15 protein-coding genes are annotated in these 16,304 nt (G+C 57.2%); 7 read left to right on the top strand and 8 right to left on the bottom strand.

The annotated features are described in order from the left end of the window. Positions 1–3: 3 nt before the first annotated feature. The 5 genes from B5F38_RS01915 to B5F38_RS01895 are packed head-to-tail and all read right to left on the bottom strand — an operon-like array spanning position 4 to position 6,973. Positions 4–624, bottom strand: a complete 621-nt coding sequence (locus tag B5F38_RS01915; RefSeq protein WP_087407623.1) for an ATP-binding cassette domain-containing protein — start codon at positions 622–624, stop codon at positions 4–6. Next, a complete protein-coding gene (locus B5F38_RS01910) occupies positions 621–2,735 on the bottom strand; it encodes a S9 family peptidase (RefSeq protein WP_087407622.1) in 2,115 nt (704 codons plus the stop codon). The genes B5F38_RS01915 and B5F38_RS01910 overlap by 4 nt, the downstream gene beginning before the upstream one ends. Positions 2,736–2,745: 10 nt before the next feature. Continuing rightward, complete coding sequence (locus B5F38_RS01905) at positions 2,746–4,659, bottom strand: YgiQ family radical SAM protein (protein WP_087407621.1); 1,914 nt, start codon at positions 4,657–4,659, stop codon at positions 2,746–2,748. A 24-nt stretch (positions 4,660–4,683) separates the two neighbouring features. Further along, positions 4,684–6,774, bottom strand: a complete 2,091-nt coding sequence (gene uvrB / locus B5F38_RS01900; protein ID WP_087407620.1) for an excinuclease ABC subunit UvrB — start codon at positions 6,772–6,774, stop codon at positions 4,684–4,686. A gap of 13 nt (positions 6,775–6,787) precedes the next feature. Next, the gene (locus B5F38_RS01895) at positions 6,788–6,973 is read right to left on the bottom strand and encodes a PspC domain-containing protein (protein ID WP_087407619.1); all 186 of its coding nucleotides are present in this window, start codon (positions 6,971–6,973) and stop codon (positions 6,788–6,790) included. 370 nt (positions 6,974–7,343) lie between these two features. On the opposite strand from B5F38_RS01895, the gene bamD reads away from it, so the two are divergent. The 7 genes from bamD (at position 7,344) to B5F38_RS01860 (ending at position 12,285) form a co-directional block, all read left to right on the top strand. Then, positions 7,344–8,147: an outer membrane protein assembly factor BamD gene (gene bamD / locus B5F38_RS01890; protein ID WP_206422467.1), complete on the top strand. Its 804-nt coding sequence runs from the start codon at positions 7,344–7,346 to the stop codon at positions 8,145–8,147. A gap of 11 nt (positions 8,148–8,158) precedes the next feature. Beyond that, positions 8,159–8,494, top strand: coding sequence for a DNA-directed RNA polymerase subunit omega (locus B5F38_RS01885; RefSeq protein ID WP_025279566.1), 336 nt, complete (start codon positions 8,159–8,161; stop codon positions 8,492–8,494). Positions 8,495–8,647: 153 nt separating this feature from the next. Further along, on the top strand, positions 8,648–9,574 hold the full coding sequence (gene nusB, locus B5F38_RS01880; RefSeq protein WP_087407617.1) for a transcription antitermination factor NusB: 927 nt from the start codon (positions 8,648–8,650) through the stop codon (positions 9,572–9,574). 71 nt (positions 9,575–9,645) lie between these two features. Further along, the gene (gene yajC / locus B5F38_RS01875) at positions 9,646–9,972 is read left to right on the top strand and encodes a preprotein translocase subunit YajC (protein WP_087407616.1); all 327 of its coding nucleotides are present in this window, start codon (positions 9,646–9,648) and stop codon (positions 9,970–9,972) included. A gap of 122 nt (positions 9,973–10,094) precedes the next feature. Then, positions 10,095–11,159, top strand: coding sequence for a hypothetical protein (locus B5F38_RS01870; protein ID WP_087407615.1), 1,065 nt, complete (start codon positions 10,095–10,097; stop codon positions 11,157–11,159). A 1-nt stretch (position 11,160) separates the two neighbouring features. After that, positions 11,161–11,736, top strand: a complete 576-nt coding sequence (coaE, locus tag B5F38_RS01865; protein WP_087407614.1) for a dephospho-CoA kinase — start codon at positions 11,161–11,163, stop codon at positions 11,734–11,736. Positions 11,737–11,832: 96 nt separating this feature from the next. After that, positions 11,833–12,285: a DUF5606 domain-containing protein gene (locus tag B5F38_RS01860; protein WP_087407613.1), complete on the top strand. Its 453-nt coding sequence runs from the start codon at positions 11,833–11,835 to the stop codon at positions 12,283–12,285. Between the two features lie 184 nt (positions 12,286–12,469). On the opposite strand, the gene B5F38_RS01855 is transcribed toward B5F38_RS01860, so the two are convergent. The 3 genes from B5F38_RS01855 to B5F38_RS01845 all read right to left on the bottom strand — a co-directional run bounded on the left by B5F38_RS01855 (position 12,470) and on the right by B5F38_RS01845 (position 16,295). Continuing rightward, positions 12,470–14,578 (bottom strand): ComEC/Rec2 family competence protein, encoded by a 2,109-nt coding sequence (locus tag B5F38_RS01855; protein WP_087407612.1) that lies wholly within the window; start codon positions 14,576–14,578, stop codon positions 12,470–12,472. A gap of 63 nt (positions 14,579–14,641) precedes the next feature. After that, on the bottom strand, positions 14,642–15,529 hold the full coding sequence (locus B5F38_RS01850) for a LysR family transcriptional regulator (RefSeq protein WP_087407611.1): 888 nt from the start codon (positions 15,527–15,529) through the stop codon (positions 14,642–14,644). A 19-nt stretch (positions 15,530–15,548) separates the two neighbouring features. Beyond that, positions 15,549–16,295, bottom strand: coding sequence for a shikimate dehydrogenase (locus B5F38_RS01845; protein ID WP_087407610.1), 747 nt, complete (start codon positions 16,293–16,295; stop codon positions 15,549–15,551). Positions 16,296–16,304 lie beyond the last annotated feature (9 nt).

Raw genomic sequence — 16,304 nt, 5'->3', positions numbered from 1 at the left:
GAATCAATCTCCGATATAGATTTTACGGTCGAACGAGTCGATGAATCGGGCGTCGTGCGAAACCATCAGTACGGTGGCCTCGTGCAGCGAGTGGATGTAGTTGATGACCCGGGCGATGGAGTCGGGGTCGAGGGCCGAGGTAGGCTCGTCGAGCAGCACAATATCCTTTTGCAGCAGGGCGGCAATCATGAGCATGATGCGTTGCCGCTGGCCGCCCGAAATCTCGATCGACCGTTTGTCGTACAGTTCGTGTTCCAGCCCCAGCCGGTCGAAGTGTTCCAGAACCGTTTCGCGCGAAGGCTTCAGAGCCTGGTTTATCCGCAGCCTGAAGGGGGCCTCGATCAGTTCCTGTATCGTGTCGTAGGGGAGGGTAAACTCCTGAGGCAGCCAGGCGGTGCGCCGCCGTACCTGTTGCACGGTGGTGGCGTCGAGTGTGCGGCCGTCGATGCGGATGCTCCCCTCGTCGGGCAAGACAAAGCCGGGTACCGAAGCAAGAAGGGTGCTTTTACCGTGCCCCGAAGGGCCGTAAAGCACCGCTTTCTCGCCCCGGGCGATGCAACACGTGAAGTGTTGCATCAAGGGCTTGTTGTCATAAATAAAGGTGAGATTGTCAAACTCGATCATTTTGCCGGTTCCGGATTCTCGGTTTGTGCTTGAGGTTTCAGCCAGCGGTCGAGCCAGCGGAAGAAGATCCGTTGCCACAGCACGCCGTTCTGCGGTTTCAGAATCCAGTGGTTCTCGTCGGGGAAGATGAGCATCTCGGCCGGTACGCCGCGCAGTTTGGCGGCATTGAAGGCCGACATGCCTTGCGAGGCGAGGATGCGGAAGTCATATTCGCCGTGAGTGATGAGGATAGGCGTATCCCATTGGTCTACGAATTTGTGGGGCGAAGTGGCAAACGTGCGTTGAGCCGTAGCGTTTGTCTTGTCCCAGGGTGCGCCGCCCATATCCCAGTTGGCAAACCACATCTCTTCGGTCTCGACATACTGTTGCTCGAGGTTGTAGATACCGGCGTGGGCGATGAAGGCCTTGAACCGTTTCTGGTGCTGGCCGGCCAGCCAGTATACCGAGAAGCCGCCGTAGCTGGCACCCACGGCACCCATGTGGTCGCCGTCGACATAGGGCTCTTTCTTCATCTCGTCGGTAGCGCTGAAGTAGTCCTTCATGTTCTGACCGCCGTAATCGCCGCTAATCTGTTCGAGCCACTCCTGTCCGAAGCCGTAGAGACCGCGGCGGTTGGGGGCGATGACGATGTAGCCGTTGGCCGCCATCAGTTGCAGGTTCCAGCGATACGACCAGAACTGGCTGACGGGTTGCTGCGGACCACCCTGGCAGTAGAGAATGGCGGGGTATTTCTTCGAGGGGTCGAAGTGGGGCGGATAGACAATCCAGGTGAGCATCTTCTTGTTGTCGGTGGTCGTGATCCAACGCTCCTCGACCTTGCCCATGGTGAGCTGGTCGAGTATCTCCTTGTTTTCGAACGAGAGCTCTTTCACCTCTTTGCTCTGGGGGTTGACGCTGTAAATCTCGTCGGGTTGCGACAGCGAGTGACGCATGGCGATGAGGCAGCTCTCGCTCACGGGAGCCAGCGAGGCGTAGTCGTAGTAGCCGGTCGTAATCTGCTCGATTTTCTTGTCGAGGCCCACGCGGAAGATGTGAATCTCGCCCTGGTAGGCCGAGCGGATAAAGAGCGACTGTCCGTCGGGAGCCCAGGCCAGTTCGTCGGTGCTGTAGTCGAAGTCGGCTGTGAGGTCTTGTTTCTCGCCGGTAGCCATGTTCATGATGAAGAGGCGGTTCTTGTCCGACTCGTAGCCGTCACGCTCCATGCTGCCCCAAGCCAGGTATTTGCCGTCGGGCGAGAAGGTCGGCGTGGTGTCGTAGCCCATCATGCCCTCGGTGAGGTTGCGGGTCTGCTTGGTAGCCAGGTCGTAGAGGTAGATGTCGGAGTTGGTCGAGATGGAGTATTCCAGACCGGTCTTCTTGCGGCTGGTGTAGGCCACGGCCTTGCTGTCGGGAGTCCAGGCAAACGACTCGATGCCGCCGAAGGGTTTCATGGGCGACTCGTAGGGCTCGCCCTCCATGATGTCGACGATGCCCGAAAGCTCCTTACCGTCGAACGAGGCGATGTAGGGGTGCGGAATCTCCTCGACCCACTCGTCCCAGTGTTTGTACATGAGGTCGTCGATCACGCGGCCGGTAGCCTTGTCGAGGTCGGGGTAGATGTCCGAGGCCTTCTGGCTGTACTTCACGTTGCCGATGAAGAGGATCTGTTTCTCGTCGGGCGAGAAGAGGAAGCCGTTGATGCCCTTCTCGTGGTGGCTTATCTGCCGGGCGTTGCTGCCGTCGGCCTCCATGATCCACAGTTGCGAGTCGCCGCTTTTGCCCGAGAGGTAGGCAATCTGTTTGCCGCCGTTAATCCACACGGCGTTGCCCTCCGACTCGGGGGTGCAGGTAATCTGTTTCTTGTTCTGTCCGTCGATGTCCATCACGAAGAGCTCGCGGTTGCTCTTGTTCTGCTTCACATCTTCGTAGGTAACCCCGAAGAGGATTTTGCTCTTGTCGGGCGAAACCACAGGGTCGCTCACCCGGCCAAAGGCCATGAGCACCTCGGTAGTCAGGATGCCGTTTTCGACTTTCACGGGCTGCTTGCCGATAATGTCGCCGGTCTTTCCAGCTGGCTGACAGGCTGTTACTAATAATGCTCCTGCCATCATCATACAATTTAGTTTGTTCATAAATAAAGGTTTATAGATTGTTTTTGTTCGGTTTCCCTTTCTGTCGCCGGGGCGGCTTGTTCTCGCCCACGAGGTGGGCCGGTTTGCGCCACGGCGTGTTGCCGTAGAGTTTCTCGAGCAGGTCGTTGCGGTGCATGCGCCTGAGCGAGTTCTGTATGTCGTTGCGCTTCTCGGGCAGATACCAGAAGAAGTATTTCCGCTGGTTCAGTTTCTCCTCGGGCTTGCGGGCGGTGTAGACCTTCTCGCCCGTGTAGGGGTGTATGCCGGTGTAGTAAATCTCGGTCGAGAGGGTCATGGGGGTAGGGGTGAAGTCCTGTACCTGTTCCAGCTTGAAGTTCATGTGCTTGGTCAGGGCTGCCAGTTCGGCCATCTCCTCCTCGGTGCATCCGGGGTGGCTCGAGATGAAGTAGGGGATAATCTGCTGGTTGAGCCCCTGCTCGCGGTCTATGCGGTCGAAGGTGCGCTTGAACTGCTCGAAGAGCGAGAACGAGGGCTTGCGCATGATGGCCAGCACGCGGTCCGAGGTGTGCTCGGGGGCCACCTTCAGCCGTCCCGAGACGTGGCGGGCAATCAGCTCCTCGGTGTAGCGGCGGGTGCTGCGGTTCAGCGCGTCGTCTTTGTGGCGGTGCAACAGCAGGTCGTAGCGCACGCCGCTGCCGATGAACGACTTCTTGATACCCGGCAGGGCATCGACGGCGTGGTAGATGTCGAGCAGGTCGCTGTGGTCGGCGTTGAGGTTGGGGCATATCTGGGGGGCCAGGCACGAGGGGCGTTTGCACTTGTGGCACAGCTCCAGGTTCTGGCCGTGCATGTGGTACATGTTGGCCGAGGGGCCGCCCAGGTCGCTCAGGTAGCCCTTGAAGTCGGGCATCGCGATAATCTGCTTCACCTCCTTGAGAATCGACTCCTTGGAACGCGAGGCGATGAATTTGCCCTGATGGGCCGAGATGGTGCAGAAGGCACACCCGCCGAAACAGCCCCGGTGCAGATTGACCGAAAACTTGATCATCTCGTAGGCCGGTATCGTCTTCCCCTTGTAGCGGGGGTGAGGCATGCGGGTGTAGGGCAGGTCGAACGAGGCGTCGATTTCGGCCTCGGTCATGGGCGGGTAGGGCGGATTGACCACGATTACCCGCTCGCCCACGCGCTGCCACAGCCGCTTGGCGTGGTATTTGTTCGACTCCTCCTCGATGTGGCGGAAGTTCTCGGCCTGCTTGCGCTTGTGTTGCAGACACTCCTCGTGCGAAGCCAGCACGATGTTGTGCTCATCCTCGACTGTCGAGGGGGTATTGGCACCCGGTTGTATGGTGGCCGTCTGCGGTATGTCGGTGAGGCGGTCGATGGTCTCGCCCTGTTGCAGCCGGCGGGCAATCTCGACGATGGGCCGCTCGCCCATGCCGTAGATGAGCAGGTCGGCGGGACACTCGGCCAGAATACCCGGCAGCAGTTTGTCTTGCCAGTAGTCGTAGTGGGTGAGGCGTCGCATCGAAGCCTCGATGCCGCCGATGATGACCGGCGTGTCGGGGAATAGCTCCTTGAGTATGCGGCTGTAGACCACGGTGGGGTAGTCGGGGCGCATGCCGTGCCGCCCGTTGGGGGTGTAGGCATCGTCGCTGCGCAGACGCTTGTTGGCCGTGTAGTGGTTCACCATCGAGTCCATGGCTCCGGCCGAGATGCCGAAGAAGAGCCGGGGCGTGCCCAGCTTCTTGAAATCGCGCAGGTCGTCCTGCCAGTTGGGTTGGGGTACGATGGCCACCCGCAGCCCCTCGGCCTCGAGTATGCGCCCGATGACGGCAGCCCCGAACGAGGGGTGGTCGACATAGGCATCGCCCGAGAAGAGAATCACGTCGACATAATCCCAGCCCCGCATCTCCAGCTCTTTGCGGGTCGTGGGCAACCAGTCTTGCAATCGGTATTCTTTCATCACTTTCGTAGCGGTATAGGTTGGTCAGGCAGTAGGCTTGTCGGCCGCTGCCTGTTGTAACAAATCTTCCAGTTTTATCAGTTCGTCGCGATACTGAGCCGCCTCGATGAACTCCATCTTCTTGGCCGCCTCGACCATCTGTCGGCGAGTGCGCTCGATGGCCTTTTGCAGTTGGTCGCGATTCATGTATTTCACAATCGGGTCGGCCGCCACATCTACATGCTCCAGATACTCGTCGCTGTAAGCCCGGGCCGGTTGGCTCGGCTTGGCAGCTTTTGCCGGCTTGGCCGGTTGCGGCTGTTGCGGTTTGGCCTCGGTGTTGGCTCCCAGCAGCGAAGAGTTCTTGGCCTTCTGGATAGCTTTGGGGGTGATGTGGTGAGCCTCGTTGTAGGCCAACTGCTTCTCGCGGCGGCGGTTGGTCTCGTCGATGGTCTTCTGCATGCTCTCGGTAATGCGGTCGGCATACATGATGACCCGTCCGTTAAGGTTTCGCGCGGCCCGGCCCACCGTCTGGGTGAGCGACCGGTGCGAGCGCAGGAATCCCTCCTTATCGGCATCGAGTATGGCCACGAGCGATACCTCGGGCAGGTCGAGCCCCTCGCGCAGCAGGTTCACGCCGATGAGCACATCGTAGACGCCGGCCCGCAGGTCGTCGAGAATGCGGATGCGGTCGAGGGTGTCGACGTCGGAGTGTATGTAGTTGCAGTTGATGTCGAGTTTGGTCAGGTAGCTGTTCAGCTCCTCGGCCATGCGTTTGGTCAGGGTGGTGACCAGCACCCGCTCGTCGCGCTCGATGCGCTGCTGTATCTCCTCGAGCAGGTCGTCTATCTGGTTGAGGCTGGGCCGCACCTCGATGACCGGGTCGAGCAGACCGGTGGGCCGGATGACCTGCTCTACCACCACGCCCTCGCTCTTCTCGAGCTCGTAGTCGGCCGGGGTGGCGCTTACGTAGATAATCTGCCGGGCCAGACTCTCGAACTCGTCGAACTTCAGCGGCCGGTTATCCACGGCAGCTGGCAGGCGGAACCCGTACTCCACTAGGTTCATCTTGCGCGAACGGTCGCCCCCGTACATGGCCCTGATCTGCGGTACGGTCACGTGGCTCTCGTCGATGATGGTAAGGAAATCGTTGGGGAAATAGTCGAGCAGGCAGAAGGGGCGGGTACCCGCTTCGCGGCCATCGAAGTAGCGCGAGTAGTTCTCGATGCCCGAGCAGTGGCCTATCTCGCGAATCATCTCCACGTCGTAGGTCACCCGCTCGTAAAGCCGCTTGGCCTCGAGCTCCTTCCCGATCGATTTGAAAAACTCCACCTGTTTGCCCAGGTCTATCTCTATCTCGCCGATGGCTTTGTCGATGCGCTCTTTGGTCGTCACGAACAGGTTGGCCGGGAATATCTTGTAGGCATCGAAGGTGCCTGTGCTGCTGCCCGTAGCGGGGTCGACGGTGCGTATCGACTCAATCTCCTCGCCCCAGAACTCGATGCGCACGATGGTGTCGTCGTAGGCCAGGTAGATGTCGACCGTGTCGCCCTTCACCCTGAAGTTGCCCCGGTTGAGCTCCACCTCGTTGCGCGAGTAGAGCGAGTCGACCAGATGCCGCAACAGCCGGTTGCGCCCGATGTTGTCGCCCACCTTCACCTCGACCACGTTGCTGTGGAAGTCCTCGGGGTTGCCGATACCGTAGAGGCACGACACCGACGAGACCACAATCACATCCTTGCGCCCCGACAGCAGGGCCGAGGTGGTGGAGAGTCGCAAGCGGTCTATCTCTTCGTTGATGGCAAGGTCTTTCTCGATATAGGTGTCGGTCGAGGGGATATAGGCCTCGGGCTGGTAGTAGTCGTAGTAGGAGACAAAATACTCGACGGCATTCTCGGGGAAGAACCCCTTGAACTCGTTGTAGAGCTGGGCCGCCAGCGTTTTGTTATGGCTCAGGATAAGGGTAGGTTTCTGCACCCGCTCGATTACGTTGGCCATGGTGAACGTCTTTCCCGAGCCCGTCACACCCAGCAACGTCTGGTAGGGAGTGCCGTCGAGCACGCCCCGGCTCAGTTCGTCGATGGCTTCCGGCTGGTCACCGGTAGGCCTATAAGGAGAAACAAGTTTGAAATCCATGACATTCGTTTCGTTAAGATTCGGGAATAATCAAACAGAGAATGATGTATATCACCACCGGGGTGCCTATGGCTCCCAGCGACAGCAGCACATAGATGATGCGAACCACCGTAGGGTCCAGCCCCAGGTATTGGCCGATACCTGCACACACGCCGCCAATCATGCGCCCCTCACGAGGCCGGGTAAGTCGTTTGATCATATTCGTCGCAATTTAGTCGGGGACAGGCTCTCCCGGGCATGCAAGCCCGATTCCGCATCGGCTGTGCCGAAACTTCACCTACCTCCGCAATTTATTGCAAAGATAGAACAAAGCAAGGGTAAAAACAAAATTGCACCCCCTTCGTTTTATAAGAAGAGGGGCTCTCTTTTGTTGCCGGCGAATCGAGAGGTGTTGCCTGTTTCGGCAGGAGAAGGGTCCGCGTCGGGTGCGGTCGGGAGTATGCTGGTCGATACAAACCGGGCGATAGCCGATAAATAGCCCCTAATTGTCGCCGTCACCGTTAAATTTCTATTATTTCTTTTCCATATTCGGCCGAAATCTCTAACTTTGCAACCTGATAAAGAAACGAATAATGCGAAAACTGATCTGTTCTATCGTTTGTGCCTTGCTCCTTGTCTCGTGCGGTGAGTATAACAAGATACTGAAAAGTACTGATTATGAGCTGAAATATGACTATGCCAAGAAGGCATTCGAGCGCAAGAAGTACATGCAGGCCGCTACCTTGCTCGAGGAACTGGTGGCTATCTTCAAGGGCACCGACAGGGCAGAAGAGTCGCTCTATCTGCTGGCTCGCAGTTATTATCTGAATAAGGACTATGTCACCTCGGGCGAGTATTTCCAGGCCTATTACAAAAATTATCCCAAGGGCGAGTATACCGAGTTGGCCCGCTTTTACTGCGGCTATGGCTACTACCTCGACTCTCCCGAGGCCAAACTCGACCAGACCGGTACCTACAAGGCTATCGACGAGATGCAGCGCTTCCTCGACTATTTCCCCAACAGCGAGCGGGCCAAGCAGGCACAGGATATTATCTTTGAACTGCAAGACAAGCTGGTTTACAAAGAGTTGCTTAATGCCCAGCTCTATTACAACTTGGGCAACTACATGGGCAACAACTACCAGTCGGCCATCATCACGGCACAGAATGCCCTGAAAGAGTATCCCTATACCCGCTATAAGGAGACCCTCTCGATGCTTATCCTGAAGTCGAAATATCAGGAGGCCGTGCAGAGTATCGAAGAGAAGAAACCCGAGCGTTTCCGCGATGTCATCGACGAGTATTACTCGTTCATCAACGACTACCCCTCGGGCGAATATACCAAAGAGGCCGAGAATATTTTTAAGGTGGCTAACAAATACGTAAAAGATTAATCTTTAAAATAATGGATTACAAGAAAACAAATGCACCGACAAACACCGTAACACGCGATATGGTGGCTTTGTCTTCCGACACGGGAAACATTTACGAGACTGTATGTATTATTGCCAAAAGAGCCAATCAGATTGCCGTTGAAATGAAGGCCGACCTGGAAAAGAAACTCCAGGAGTTCGCTTCGTGCAACGATAATCTCGAGGAGGTATTCGAGAACCGTGAGCAGATTGAGATCTCGCGTTACTACGAGAAGCTGCCCAAGCCCGTTCTTATTGCTACGCAAGAATACATAGAGGGTAAAATCTATTACAAAAACCCCGAAAAGGAAAAATCGGCTATCGAATAATAGCCTGCCAGGCATACTTGCAAGCCGCACTATCGAAATGGAATAGTGCGGCTTGCAGATTTTTCTCGCACACTCCCCTTGTCGCAGGCGTGGGGTGGGCGACAGGTAGAGAGTGACCGAAAAAAATAAAACGCACAACTAGTTCATTAAAATATGATCAATAGAATACTAATCCGTTCCAAAGTCATACAGATTGCCTACTCCTATTTCTTGACGAAAGACAAGACGGTGATGGATGCCGAGAAGGAACTCTTCTTCAGTTTCGAAAAATCCTACGAGCTGTATCATCTGTTGCTGACCTTGATGGTTGAGTTGACCGATACGCAGGCTGCCCGGGTCGAAGCCGCCCGCATGAAGTTCCTGGCAACTCCCGAGGAGAAGAATCCCAACATGCGCTTTGTCCACAACCGCTTTATCGAGCAGTTGCGGAATTGCAACGATTACAAGGATTATCACGAGAAGAAACCCATCACCTGGACCAACGACCCCGAATTTTTGAGAGACTTCTCGGAGCGGATTGTCAAGAGCGACCTCTACAAAGAGTATATGGAGGCTCCCGAGGATTCGTATGAGAACGATTGCGAGTTCTGGAAAAAGGTGGTCAAGACCATGTTCTGCACCGACGAGGAGCTGCTCGAGCTGCTCGAACAGAAATCGCTCTACTGGAACGACGACCTGGAAATCATCACCACCTTCGTGCTGAAGACCATCAAGCAGTTCAGCGAGGCAAACGGCGAGTCGCAGGCCCTGCTGCCCATGTTCAAGGACGACGACGATGCCGAGTTTGCCAAGGAGCTCTTCCGCAACACCCTGCTGCATGGCGACGAGTATCGCAACTACATCGAGAACTTCATCCGCAATTGGGAAATCGAGCGGGTTGCCTTCATGGATATAGTCATCATGATGGTGGCCATGAGCGAGTTCTACAAATTCCCCTCGATACCTACGCGGGTTACCCTCAACGAGTATATCGAACTGGCCAAGTCGTACAGCACGGCCAAGAGCGGCCAGTTTGTCAACGGGGTGCTCAATGCTATCGCCGATAATCTCAAAAAAGAGGGCGTTCTGACAAAAGAGTAAAAAAATTGTTATATATTTGTGGACTCTCATTTTCGAGGGGACCACATGTAAAAACTATTAAAAGCTAAATTATGACAACACTATCTATTCTTTTACAAAGTGCAGCCAGCAGCGGAATGTCGAGCATCCTGATGATGGTCGCCTTGATTGCCATCTTCTATTTCTTCATGATTCGTCCGCAGACGAAACGTCAGAAAGAGATTCGCAAATTCCGCGAGGGTCTCTCTGCCGGCGATAAAATCGTAACGGCCGGGGGCTTGTTCGGAAAAATAAAAGAGGTTAAATCCGACTCCTTCATCATCGAGATTGCCGAGAATACCCGTGTGCGCATTGCCAAGGATTCGGTATATCCGTCGGTAGCCGATGCCAAAGACAGCGGTGCTCAACAGGCCAAATAATAGAGCCTCGTGCAATAGGCTCCTCTAACGGAGAAATAAAAAGATAAAGTTTTTTATCGGCAGAGACCTACGGTCCCGATAAAAAACTTTATCTTTGTTGTATATAGCCATTGCGTGATAGTATGAAAAAGAAGATTTCGGCCCGCATAGCCACACGATTCAGAGCGATTGCCCGTAAGATAGGCGCAACCTTTCGTCAGGAGCGCACGCGCGAGTTGTTCACTTTTCTGGGTTTCGTGTTGCTGTCGCTGGTATTCTGGTTCATGCAGGGGTTGAATGAGGAGGTCGAGAACTCGTTCCAGATTCCGGTCGAGTTGCAAAACTTGCCCGAGAAGACCACCCTTATCAATGACTTGCCCTCGCATATCGAGGTGCGCATACGCGACAAGGGCCCCGTGATGCTGGGCTATGCCATCGAAGGATTGAGTCCGTTACGCATCAATTTCCAGGAGTACGACAAGGGGGGCAGCTCGTTCCTGTTGTCGCCCTCGCAACTCGAGACCGTCATGCGCAAATCGCTGCGTCCCACCACTACGATTCTGTCGCTTATCCCCGACACGCTGAAGGTGCAGTATACCCACAGTGCCGGCAAACGGGTGAAGCTGGTGGTGAAAGGGCACGCCTCGACTACCCCGCAATGTGTGTTGAGCGGGCCCATGACTGCCAATATCGACTCGGTCATGGTCTATGGCGAGAACTCGTTGTTGAAGCACCTCAAAGAGGTCTACACCACCGAGTTCGAGGCCAAGCGGCTGAGCGATACTTTGCGCACGACCGTGCGCATGGCCCGCATACCCAACCTGCGTATTGTCCCCGAGCAGGTCGAGGTGACGATTCCCGTCGAAGAGATGACCTCGAAACTGCTCGATATACCTGTCGTGACCCAGAGTGTACCCGCCGGATGGTCACTCATCACCTTCCCCTCGTCGGTACAGCTCTCGTGCATGATGCCCTTTAGCCGGTTTGCCTCGGTCAGCGAAGAGAGCTTCCTGCTGGGGGTCGATTACGCCGACCTGTCTGGTCGTTCCGCTCCCGGCAAGTTGGGCATTAAGGTGCTGAAGGCTCCCGATTTTGTGCGCAATATCGTGCTGTCGCAAGACAGTGTCGACTATATTCTGGAACAGAAGAGACCGGTCTTTACCGTATCGTCCGATACGGTTATCGTCTCCATCCCCGATACGATATGATATGAAACGAATAGGAATTACAGGTGGCATAGGCAGCGGCAAGTCGGTTGTCTCGAACTTGCTGCGGGTGATGGGTTACCGAGTGTACGATACCGATTCGGAGGCCCGGCGCCTGATGAACACCTCGCCCGAATTGAAACGGCAGATAGCCGAAGCTTTTGGCGACGATGTCTACACCGACGGTTCCCTGAACCGTCCGTTGCTCGCCTCGCGGGCCTTCGGTCACCCCGACCGGGTAGCCCGGCTCAACGCCATCGTGCACCCTGCCGTGCGGGCCGATTTCGACCGCTGGAGCCACAGTCGTCCCGACGAGCTCTGTTTCGTCGAGTCGGCCATCCTCTACGAGTCGCAGCTCGACCGTCTGGTCGACGAGGTGTGGTTGGTAACCGCTCCCGAAGCGTTGCGCATCGAGCGAGTGCAGCAGCGTAGCGGACTCACGGCCGACGAGGTGCGCCGCCGCATGGCCTCGCAGATGGACGAGGAGGAGCGCCGCCGTCGGGCCACCCACATTCTCTATAACGATGGGCGGCAGTCGCTCATTGCCGCCGTGCTCTCGCTCTTGGAAGAGCCGCGGTGAGAAAAAATTTCGCCCGATAAATCGGTTAAACCCGACAAGTATATTATTTTTGCACGACAAATTGATTAAGTCATTAAATATAAAACACCAATTTTTATGTTGAAAACGATTTTATCTATCTCTGGGAAACCGGGTTTGTATAAGTTGGTATCTCAAGCCAAGAATATGCTGATTGTCGAATCTTTGCAAACCGGTAAACGTCTGCCTGCCTATGCCCATGAAAAAATCATCTCGCTGGGCGACATCGCCATCTTTACCGACGAAGACGATGTGCCTCTGGGCGAAGTATTGGAATCGATCAAGAAGAAAGAAAACGGTGGCAAAGTGTCGCTCGATACGAAGAAAGCCGATGCCGAGGCGCTGCGTGCCTATCTGGCCGACGTGCTCCCCAACTTCGATCGCGAGAGAGTGTATGTAACCGACATCAAGAAACTCATCAGCTGGTACAACCTGCTGGTCGAGACGGGCAACACCGATTTCGTAGAGGAGAAGAAGGCCGATGCCGAACCTGAAAAGGAGGCTGCTGCCGACAAGGCCGAAAGCAAATAAACCAAGGTATCGATCAGGTGCGATTCCATCGCACGGCGAACAGATAAACCAAGGGGCTGTGACTCGTTCGAGTCGCGGCCCCTCTCTTTTTGCCGGGTCGGGAGGCCAGGCTGAATAGGGTTGGGGCGGTTGGATGGCCGGTCGTTTATCTCTCTTTGAGAGAGGTGCTACCCGGGGACTTCGGTCAGCGTGCGGGTCTGTATGTCCAGGCTCCCTCCGTGCGCACGTCGTGGCAGGCGATGCCCTGCTTGTAGCAGTCGTTCAGCCACAGGCGGGCCCGCGACGGATGCACGTTGGCCCCGATGATAACCTGTCCGATGTCGAAGAGCCGGACCACGTCGGCCAGTCGTCCGTCGAATTGCCGGTCGACCACGGCATAGTCGATCGACAGCCGTTCGCCTGGTAGTTGGGTGTCGGAGCCCTTCCGGCCGGGGGTGTCGAGCAGGAGCAGCCGTTTGCCGTGAAAGAGGGCAAAGGGATAGTCGACAAGGAGCTGCGGCCCTTCGACCGGAGTGGTCCCCGGTTGTATCAGGGTGTAGCTTGCGTAGCCGTTTTGTTGGCGATAGGGCTCGCCGGGCAGTGGCCCCTCGACCGGCAAGGTATCGGGTAGTAACAGGTAGCAGTGTCCCCGGTCGCTCAGTTGCACCACGGTCGATTGGGGGTCTTCATAGACTACTATTTCAGGGCATGGAGCCCGATGGGTAGCCAGGTCGGCAGCCAGAAAGAGAATGGCGGCCCCCAGCGTAAGCCCGAGCAGTCGCTTCGAACGCCGCTTCACCGTCAGGTAGATGAGGATTCCCCCGATAAAGTAGCCCCACAGGTAGCGGGGTTCCAGCCACACCCCCTCGAGGTGGCTGCCCGGCAGGTGGTCGATGGCGAGACTCAGCCCTTCGATAAATCGCAGCAGCAGGTCGGTGGCGGTTGCCAGCCAGAGGTAGGGCAGATGCAGGGCGGTGAGCAGCAGCATGAGCAGGGCCAGCCCGAAGATGACGGGCAGGAGCGGCAGTACCACCAGATTGCCAACCAGAAAGAGCAGGGGCAGGGTGTGGAAGTAGTAGATGGCGATGGGCAGGGCGCCCGCTTGTGCGGCTATCGACACGGCCGTACACGAACTCGCCCAGCGCACGAGGCGGTAGGGCGACTTTCCCCCGACGTTTAGTCGGCGGTAGAAGAGCAGGATGGCGGCGACGGCGGCGAAACTCATCTGGAATCCGGCATCGAACACGAGGCGGGTGTCGTAGAGCAGCATGAAGAAGGCGGCGGCAAACAGGGCATTGAGCGAACTGTTACGTCGTTCCAGAAACTCGGCTGTCAACAGGAACGACGCCATGATGCTGGCCCGCACGGCCGAGGGGGACAACCCCGTGATGCAGGCATAAATCCACAACACGAGCAGCGTGAGCAGGGGGCGTAACTTGCGGCCCGTCTCGCTCCAGGCCAGGGGGAAGAGCAGCAGGTAGACCAGCGAGGCAATGACTCCCATGTGCAGCCCGCTTACGGCCAGTATGTGCGAGAGTCCCGAGGCCGAGAACGACTGTCGCAGGTCGGGCGGAAAATCGGCTCGGTCGCCCAGCAGAAGGGTTTTCAGCAGCAGGGCGCTGTGGGGCGCGAGGTGGCAGGTGTCGATGCGGTGGGCGAGTGCGGTTTGCTGCATGGCTGCCCAGGCCCGAAATTCCGAGCGGGGTTCGTGGCCGATGTACCGCCATCGCTCGTCGGCAAGGTATTGGTTGCGGGCGATGCCCTGGTAGCGCATGAAGGTGGCCCGGTCGAAGTCGCCCGGGTTCCCAATCCCGGCAATGGGGCGCAGTCGAAATTCAAAAACTACCCGGTCGCCGTAGTCGAGCCGGCCGGCCGACAGACTCTTTTCGAAGTAGAGAGCCACCTTTTCGCGATAGGGTACCGTGTGGCCCAGGGTATCGACCAACCCGGTAATCGAGGCGGGGCAGTAGTAGGCCCCCTCTTTCTCGACCGCTTTGTGGTCGATGTGGGCGACGGCTATGGGATAGAAGCCCTCGGGCAGCCGGTAGGGGCGTTGTTGCAGGTAGTGCAGGGTGGCTCCTGCCGATAGGAGAATCAGGAAGAGTCCCCACCCGAAGAATTCGCGCTTGCGGTATTGCTCCTCGATGGTGCCCCGCTTGGTCTGCAACCCCCACAGCACGAGTCCGCCCAGCCCCGGCAACAGACAGCCCCACAAGGGGAGATGCAGCAGGGCCTGCCCCACGATTCCCGCCAGCAGCGGGAGCAGCAGTCGAATGAATGGAGTACGGGCAGCCGACAGGGGATTTCGGGTCATGGCAGTATGTTTTTCGGTGTGTCAGACAAGGTAGGCGAGCGGTGTAAAAGCACCCGTGTTCGCTTAGAATCGGCGGGTCATGTAGCGCATGAAGTCCGAGGCGAGGCCGCCGTTCTGTCCGGCATTCTGGACGAAGCAGAACTCCCGCTCGCAGGTGAAATCGGCAATCTCGATTACCTTCAGCCGACCGTCGGCAATCTCGGTCGAAACCGCCTGTATCGACATCATGCCCACACTGTCGGTGTTGTAGAGGAACCGTTTGATGCCCTCGGTCGTGCCCAACTGCATGGCAATGTTGAATTGCGACAGCTTCAGCTGCTTTTGCGCCAGCGCCTTTTCAAAGACCTCGAGGCTGCCCGAGCCGCTCTCGCGAATGACCAGCGGCAGTTGCCGCAGCTGGTCGAGCGAAACCTCGTCGTACCGCGCCAGCTTGCTGCGGGTGCTGGCTATGCACACCAGCTCGTCGCGCATGAACGGGGTGTAGTGCAGGTGGGGCTGGCGGCTCACCCCTTCGATGAGCCCCAGGTCTATGCGGTTCTCTTCGACGGCCCGCTCGATGGCACGGGTGTTCCCGTTGACGAGCGACAGCTTTATCTGCTTGAACTTCTGGCTGAACGTAGCCAGATAGGAGGGTAGCACATACTGGGCGATGGTGGTGCTGGCACCCAGTCGCAGTTCGCCCATGTGGCGCTGGGTGAGCAGGTTCATCTCGAAGTCGAGCTGCTTGTAGTGGGCGAGTATCTTCTCGGCATGCGAGAGCAGCAGTTCACCCTCGGGGGTGAGGGTAATGTGGGTACCCATCCGCTCGAACAGTCGCGTGCTGTACTCGGCCTCGAGCTCCTGGATGTGCTTGCTGATGGCCGGTTGGCTCACATACAGCTCTTTCGAGGCTTTGGTAAAACTGAGGTTGTGGGCTACGCTGCAAAAAACTTTTAGTCTGAAGTCTATCATGGTGGAGGGGCTTATGGCGTTATCGATTCCAAATATCCCAGGCGGCCAGGGCCTGCAGGTGCAGCATCTCGGTACCGTTTTTGATCTTGCACCCCTGGCGGGCCGCCAACTCGAGAAAGCGGGTCACCTCGGGGTTGTAGATGAGGTCGTAGCAGAGGTGCTCGGGGGTAAGGCATTCGTAGGGGATGCGGGGAGCCTCGTCGGTGTGGGGATACATGCCCACCGGCGTGGTGTTGACGATGATGCGGTGGGAAGCCATCCGCTCGGGGGTGAGGTCGTCGTAGGCGATGATGTCGCCGCGCCGTTGCCGCGAGACGAAGGCAGGCTCGATGTGCAGCGACTTCAGTCCGGCATAGACCGCTTTCGAGGCGCCGCCCGTTCCCAGGATGAGTGCCCGTTGCATGCCCTCGTCGATGAGCGGGGCAATCGATTGGGTGAACCCGATGATGTCGCTGTTGTAGCCTTTGAGCCATACGCGGCCGTCGGGTTGCCGGGTTATCTGTATGACGTTGACGGCCCCAATCGCGCGGGCCTGCGGGTCCAGCTCGTCGAGCAGCGCGATAACCTCCGTCTTATAGGGTATCGTTACATTCAGCCCGCAGAGCTCCCGGCGGTCGGCAATGAGTTGCCGCAGAGTCGAGAGGTCGGGCATCTCGAAGTTTTCGTAGGTGGCCGCTATCCCCTCACGTTCGAATTTCGCGTGGAAAAACGAGCGGGAAAACGAGTGTCCCAAGGGATACCCCACCAGTCCGTATACGTGGTTCATAGCTATCGT

The sequence above is a fragment of the Barnesiella sp. An22 genome, assembly GCF_002159975.1.
Classification (GTDB): domain Bacteria; phylum Bacteroidota; class Bacteroidia; order Bacteroidales; family Barnesiellaceae; genus Barnesiella; species Barnesiella merdigallinarum.
The sequence above is the reverse complement of the archived record's forward strand: the minus strand, read 5'-3'. Positions and strand labels throughout refer to the sequence as shown.

Excerpts from the sequence above, each read along its gene's own strand:
- B5F38_RS01915 (WP_087407623.1), bottom strand. The coding sequence starts at position 624 with ATGATCGAGTTTGACAATCTCACCTTTATTTATGACAACAAGCCCTTG.
- B5F38_RS01910 (WP_087407622.1), bottom strand. The coding sequence starts at position 2,735 with ATGAACAAACTAAATTGTATGATGATGGCAGGAGCATTATTAGTAACA.
- B5F38_RS01905 (WP_087407621.1), bottom strand. The coding sequence starts at position 4,659 with ATGAAAGAATACCGATTGCAAGACTGGTTGCCCACGACCCGCAAAGAG.
- uvrB (WP_087407620.1), bottom strand. The coding sequence starts at position 6,774 with ATGGATTTCAAACTTGTTTCTCCTTATAGGCCTACCGGTGACCAGCCG.
- B5F38_RS01895 (WP_087407619.1), bottom strand. The coding sequence starts at position 6,973 with ATGATCAAACGACTTACCCGGCCTCGTGAGGGGCGCATGATTGGCGGC.
- B5F38_RS01885 (WP_025279566.1), top strand. The coding sequence starts at position 8,159 with ATGGATTACAAGAAAACAAATGCACCGACAAACACCGTAACACGCGAT.
- nusB (WP_087407617.1), top strand. The coding sequence starts at position 8,648 with ATGATCAATAGAATACTAATCCGTTCCAAAGTCATACAGATTGCCTAC.
- yajC (WP_087407616.1), top strand. The coding sequence starts at position 9,646 with ATGACAACACTATCTATTCTTTTACAAAGTGCAGCCAGCAGCGGAATG.
- B5F38_RS01870 (WP_087407615.1), top strand. The coding sequence starts at position 10,095 with ATGAAAAAGAAGATTTCGGCCCGCATAGCCACACGATTCAGAGCGATT.
- coaE (WP_087407614.1), top strand. The coding sequence starts at position 11,161 with ATGAAACGAATAGGAATTACAGGTGGCATAGGCAGCGGCAAGTCGGTT.
- B5F38_RS01860 (WP_087407613.1), top strand. The coding sequence starts at position 11,833 with ATGTTGAAAACGATTTTATCTATCTCTGGGAAACCGGGTTTGTATAAG.
- B5F38_RS01855 (WP_087407612.1), bottom strand. The coding sequence starts at position 14,578 with ATGACCCGAAATCCCCTGTCGGCTGCCCGTACTCCATTCATTCGACTG.
- B5F38_RS01850 (WP_087407611.1), bottom strand. The coding sequence starts at position 15,529 with ATGATAGACTTCAGACTAAAAGTTTTTTGCAGCGTAGCCCACAACCTC.
- B5F38_RS01845 (WP_087407610.1), bottom strand. The coding sequence starts at position 16,295 with ATGAACCACGTATACGGACTGGTGGGGTATCCCTTGGGACACTCGTTT.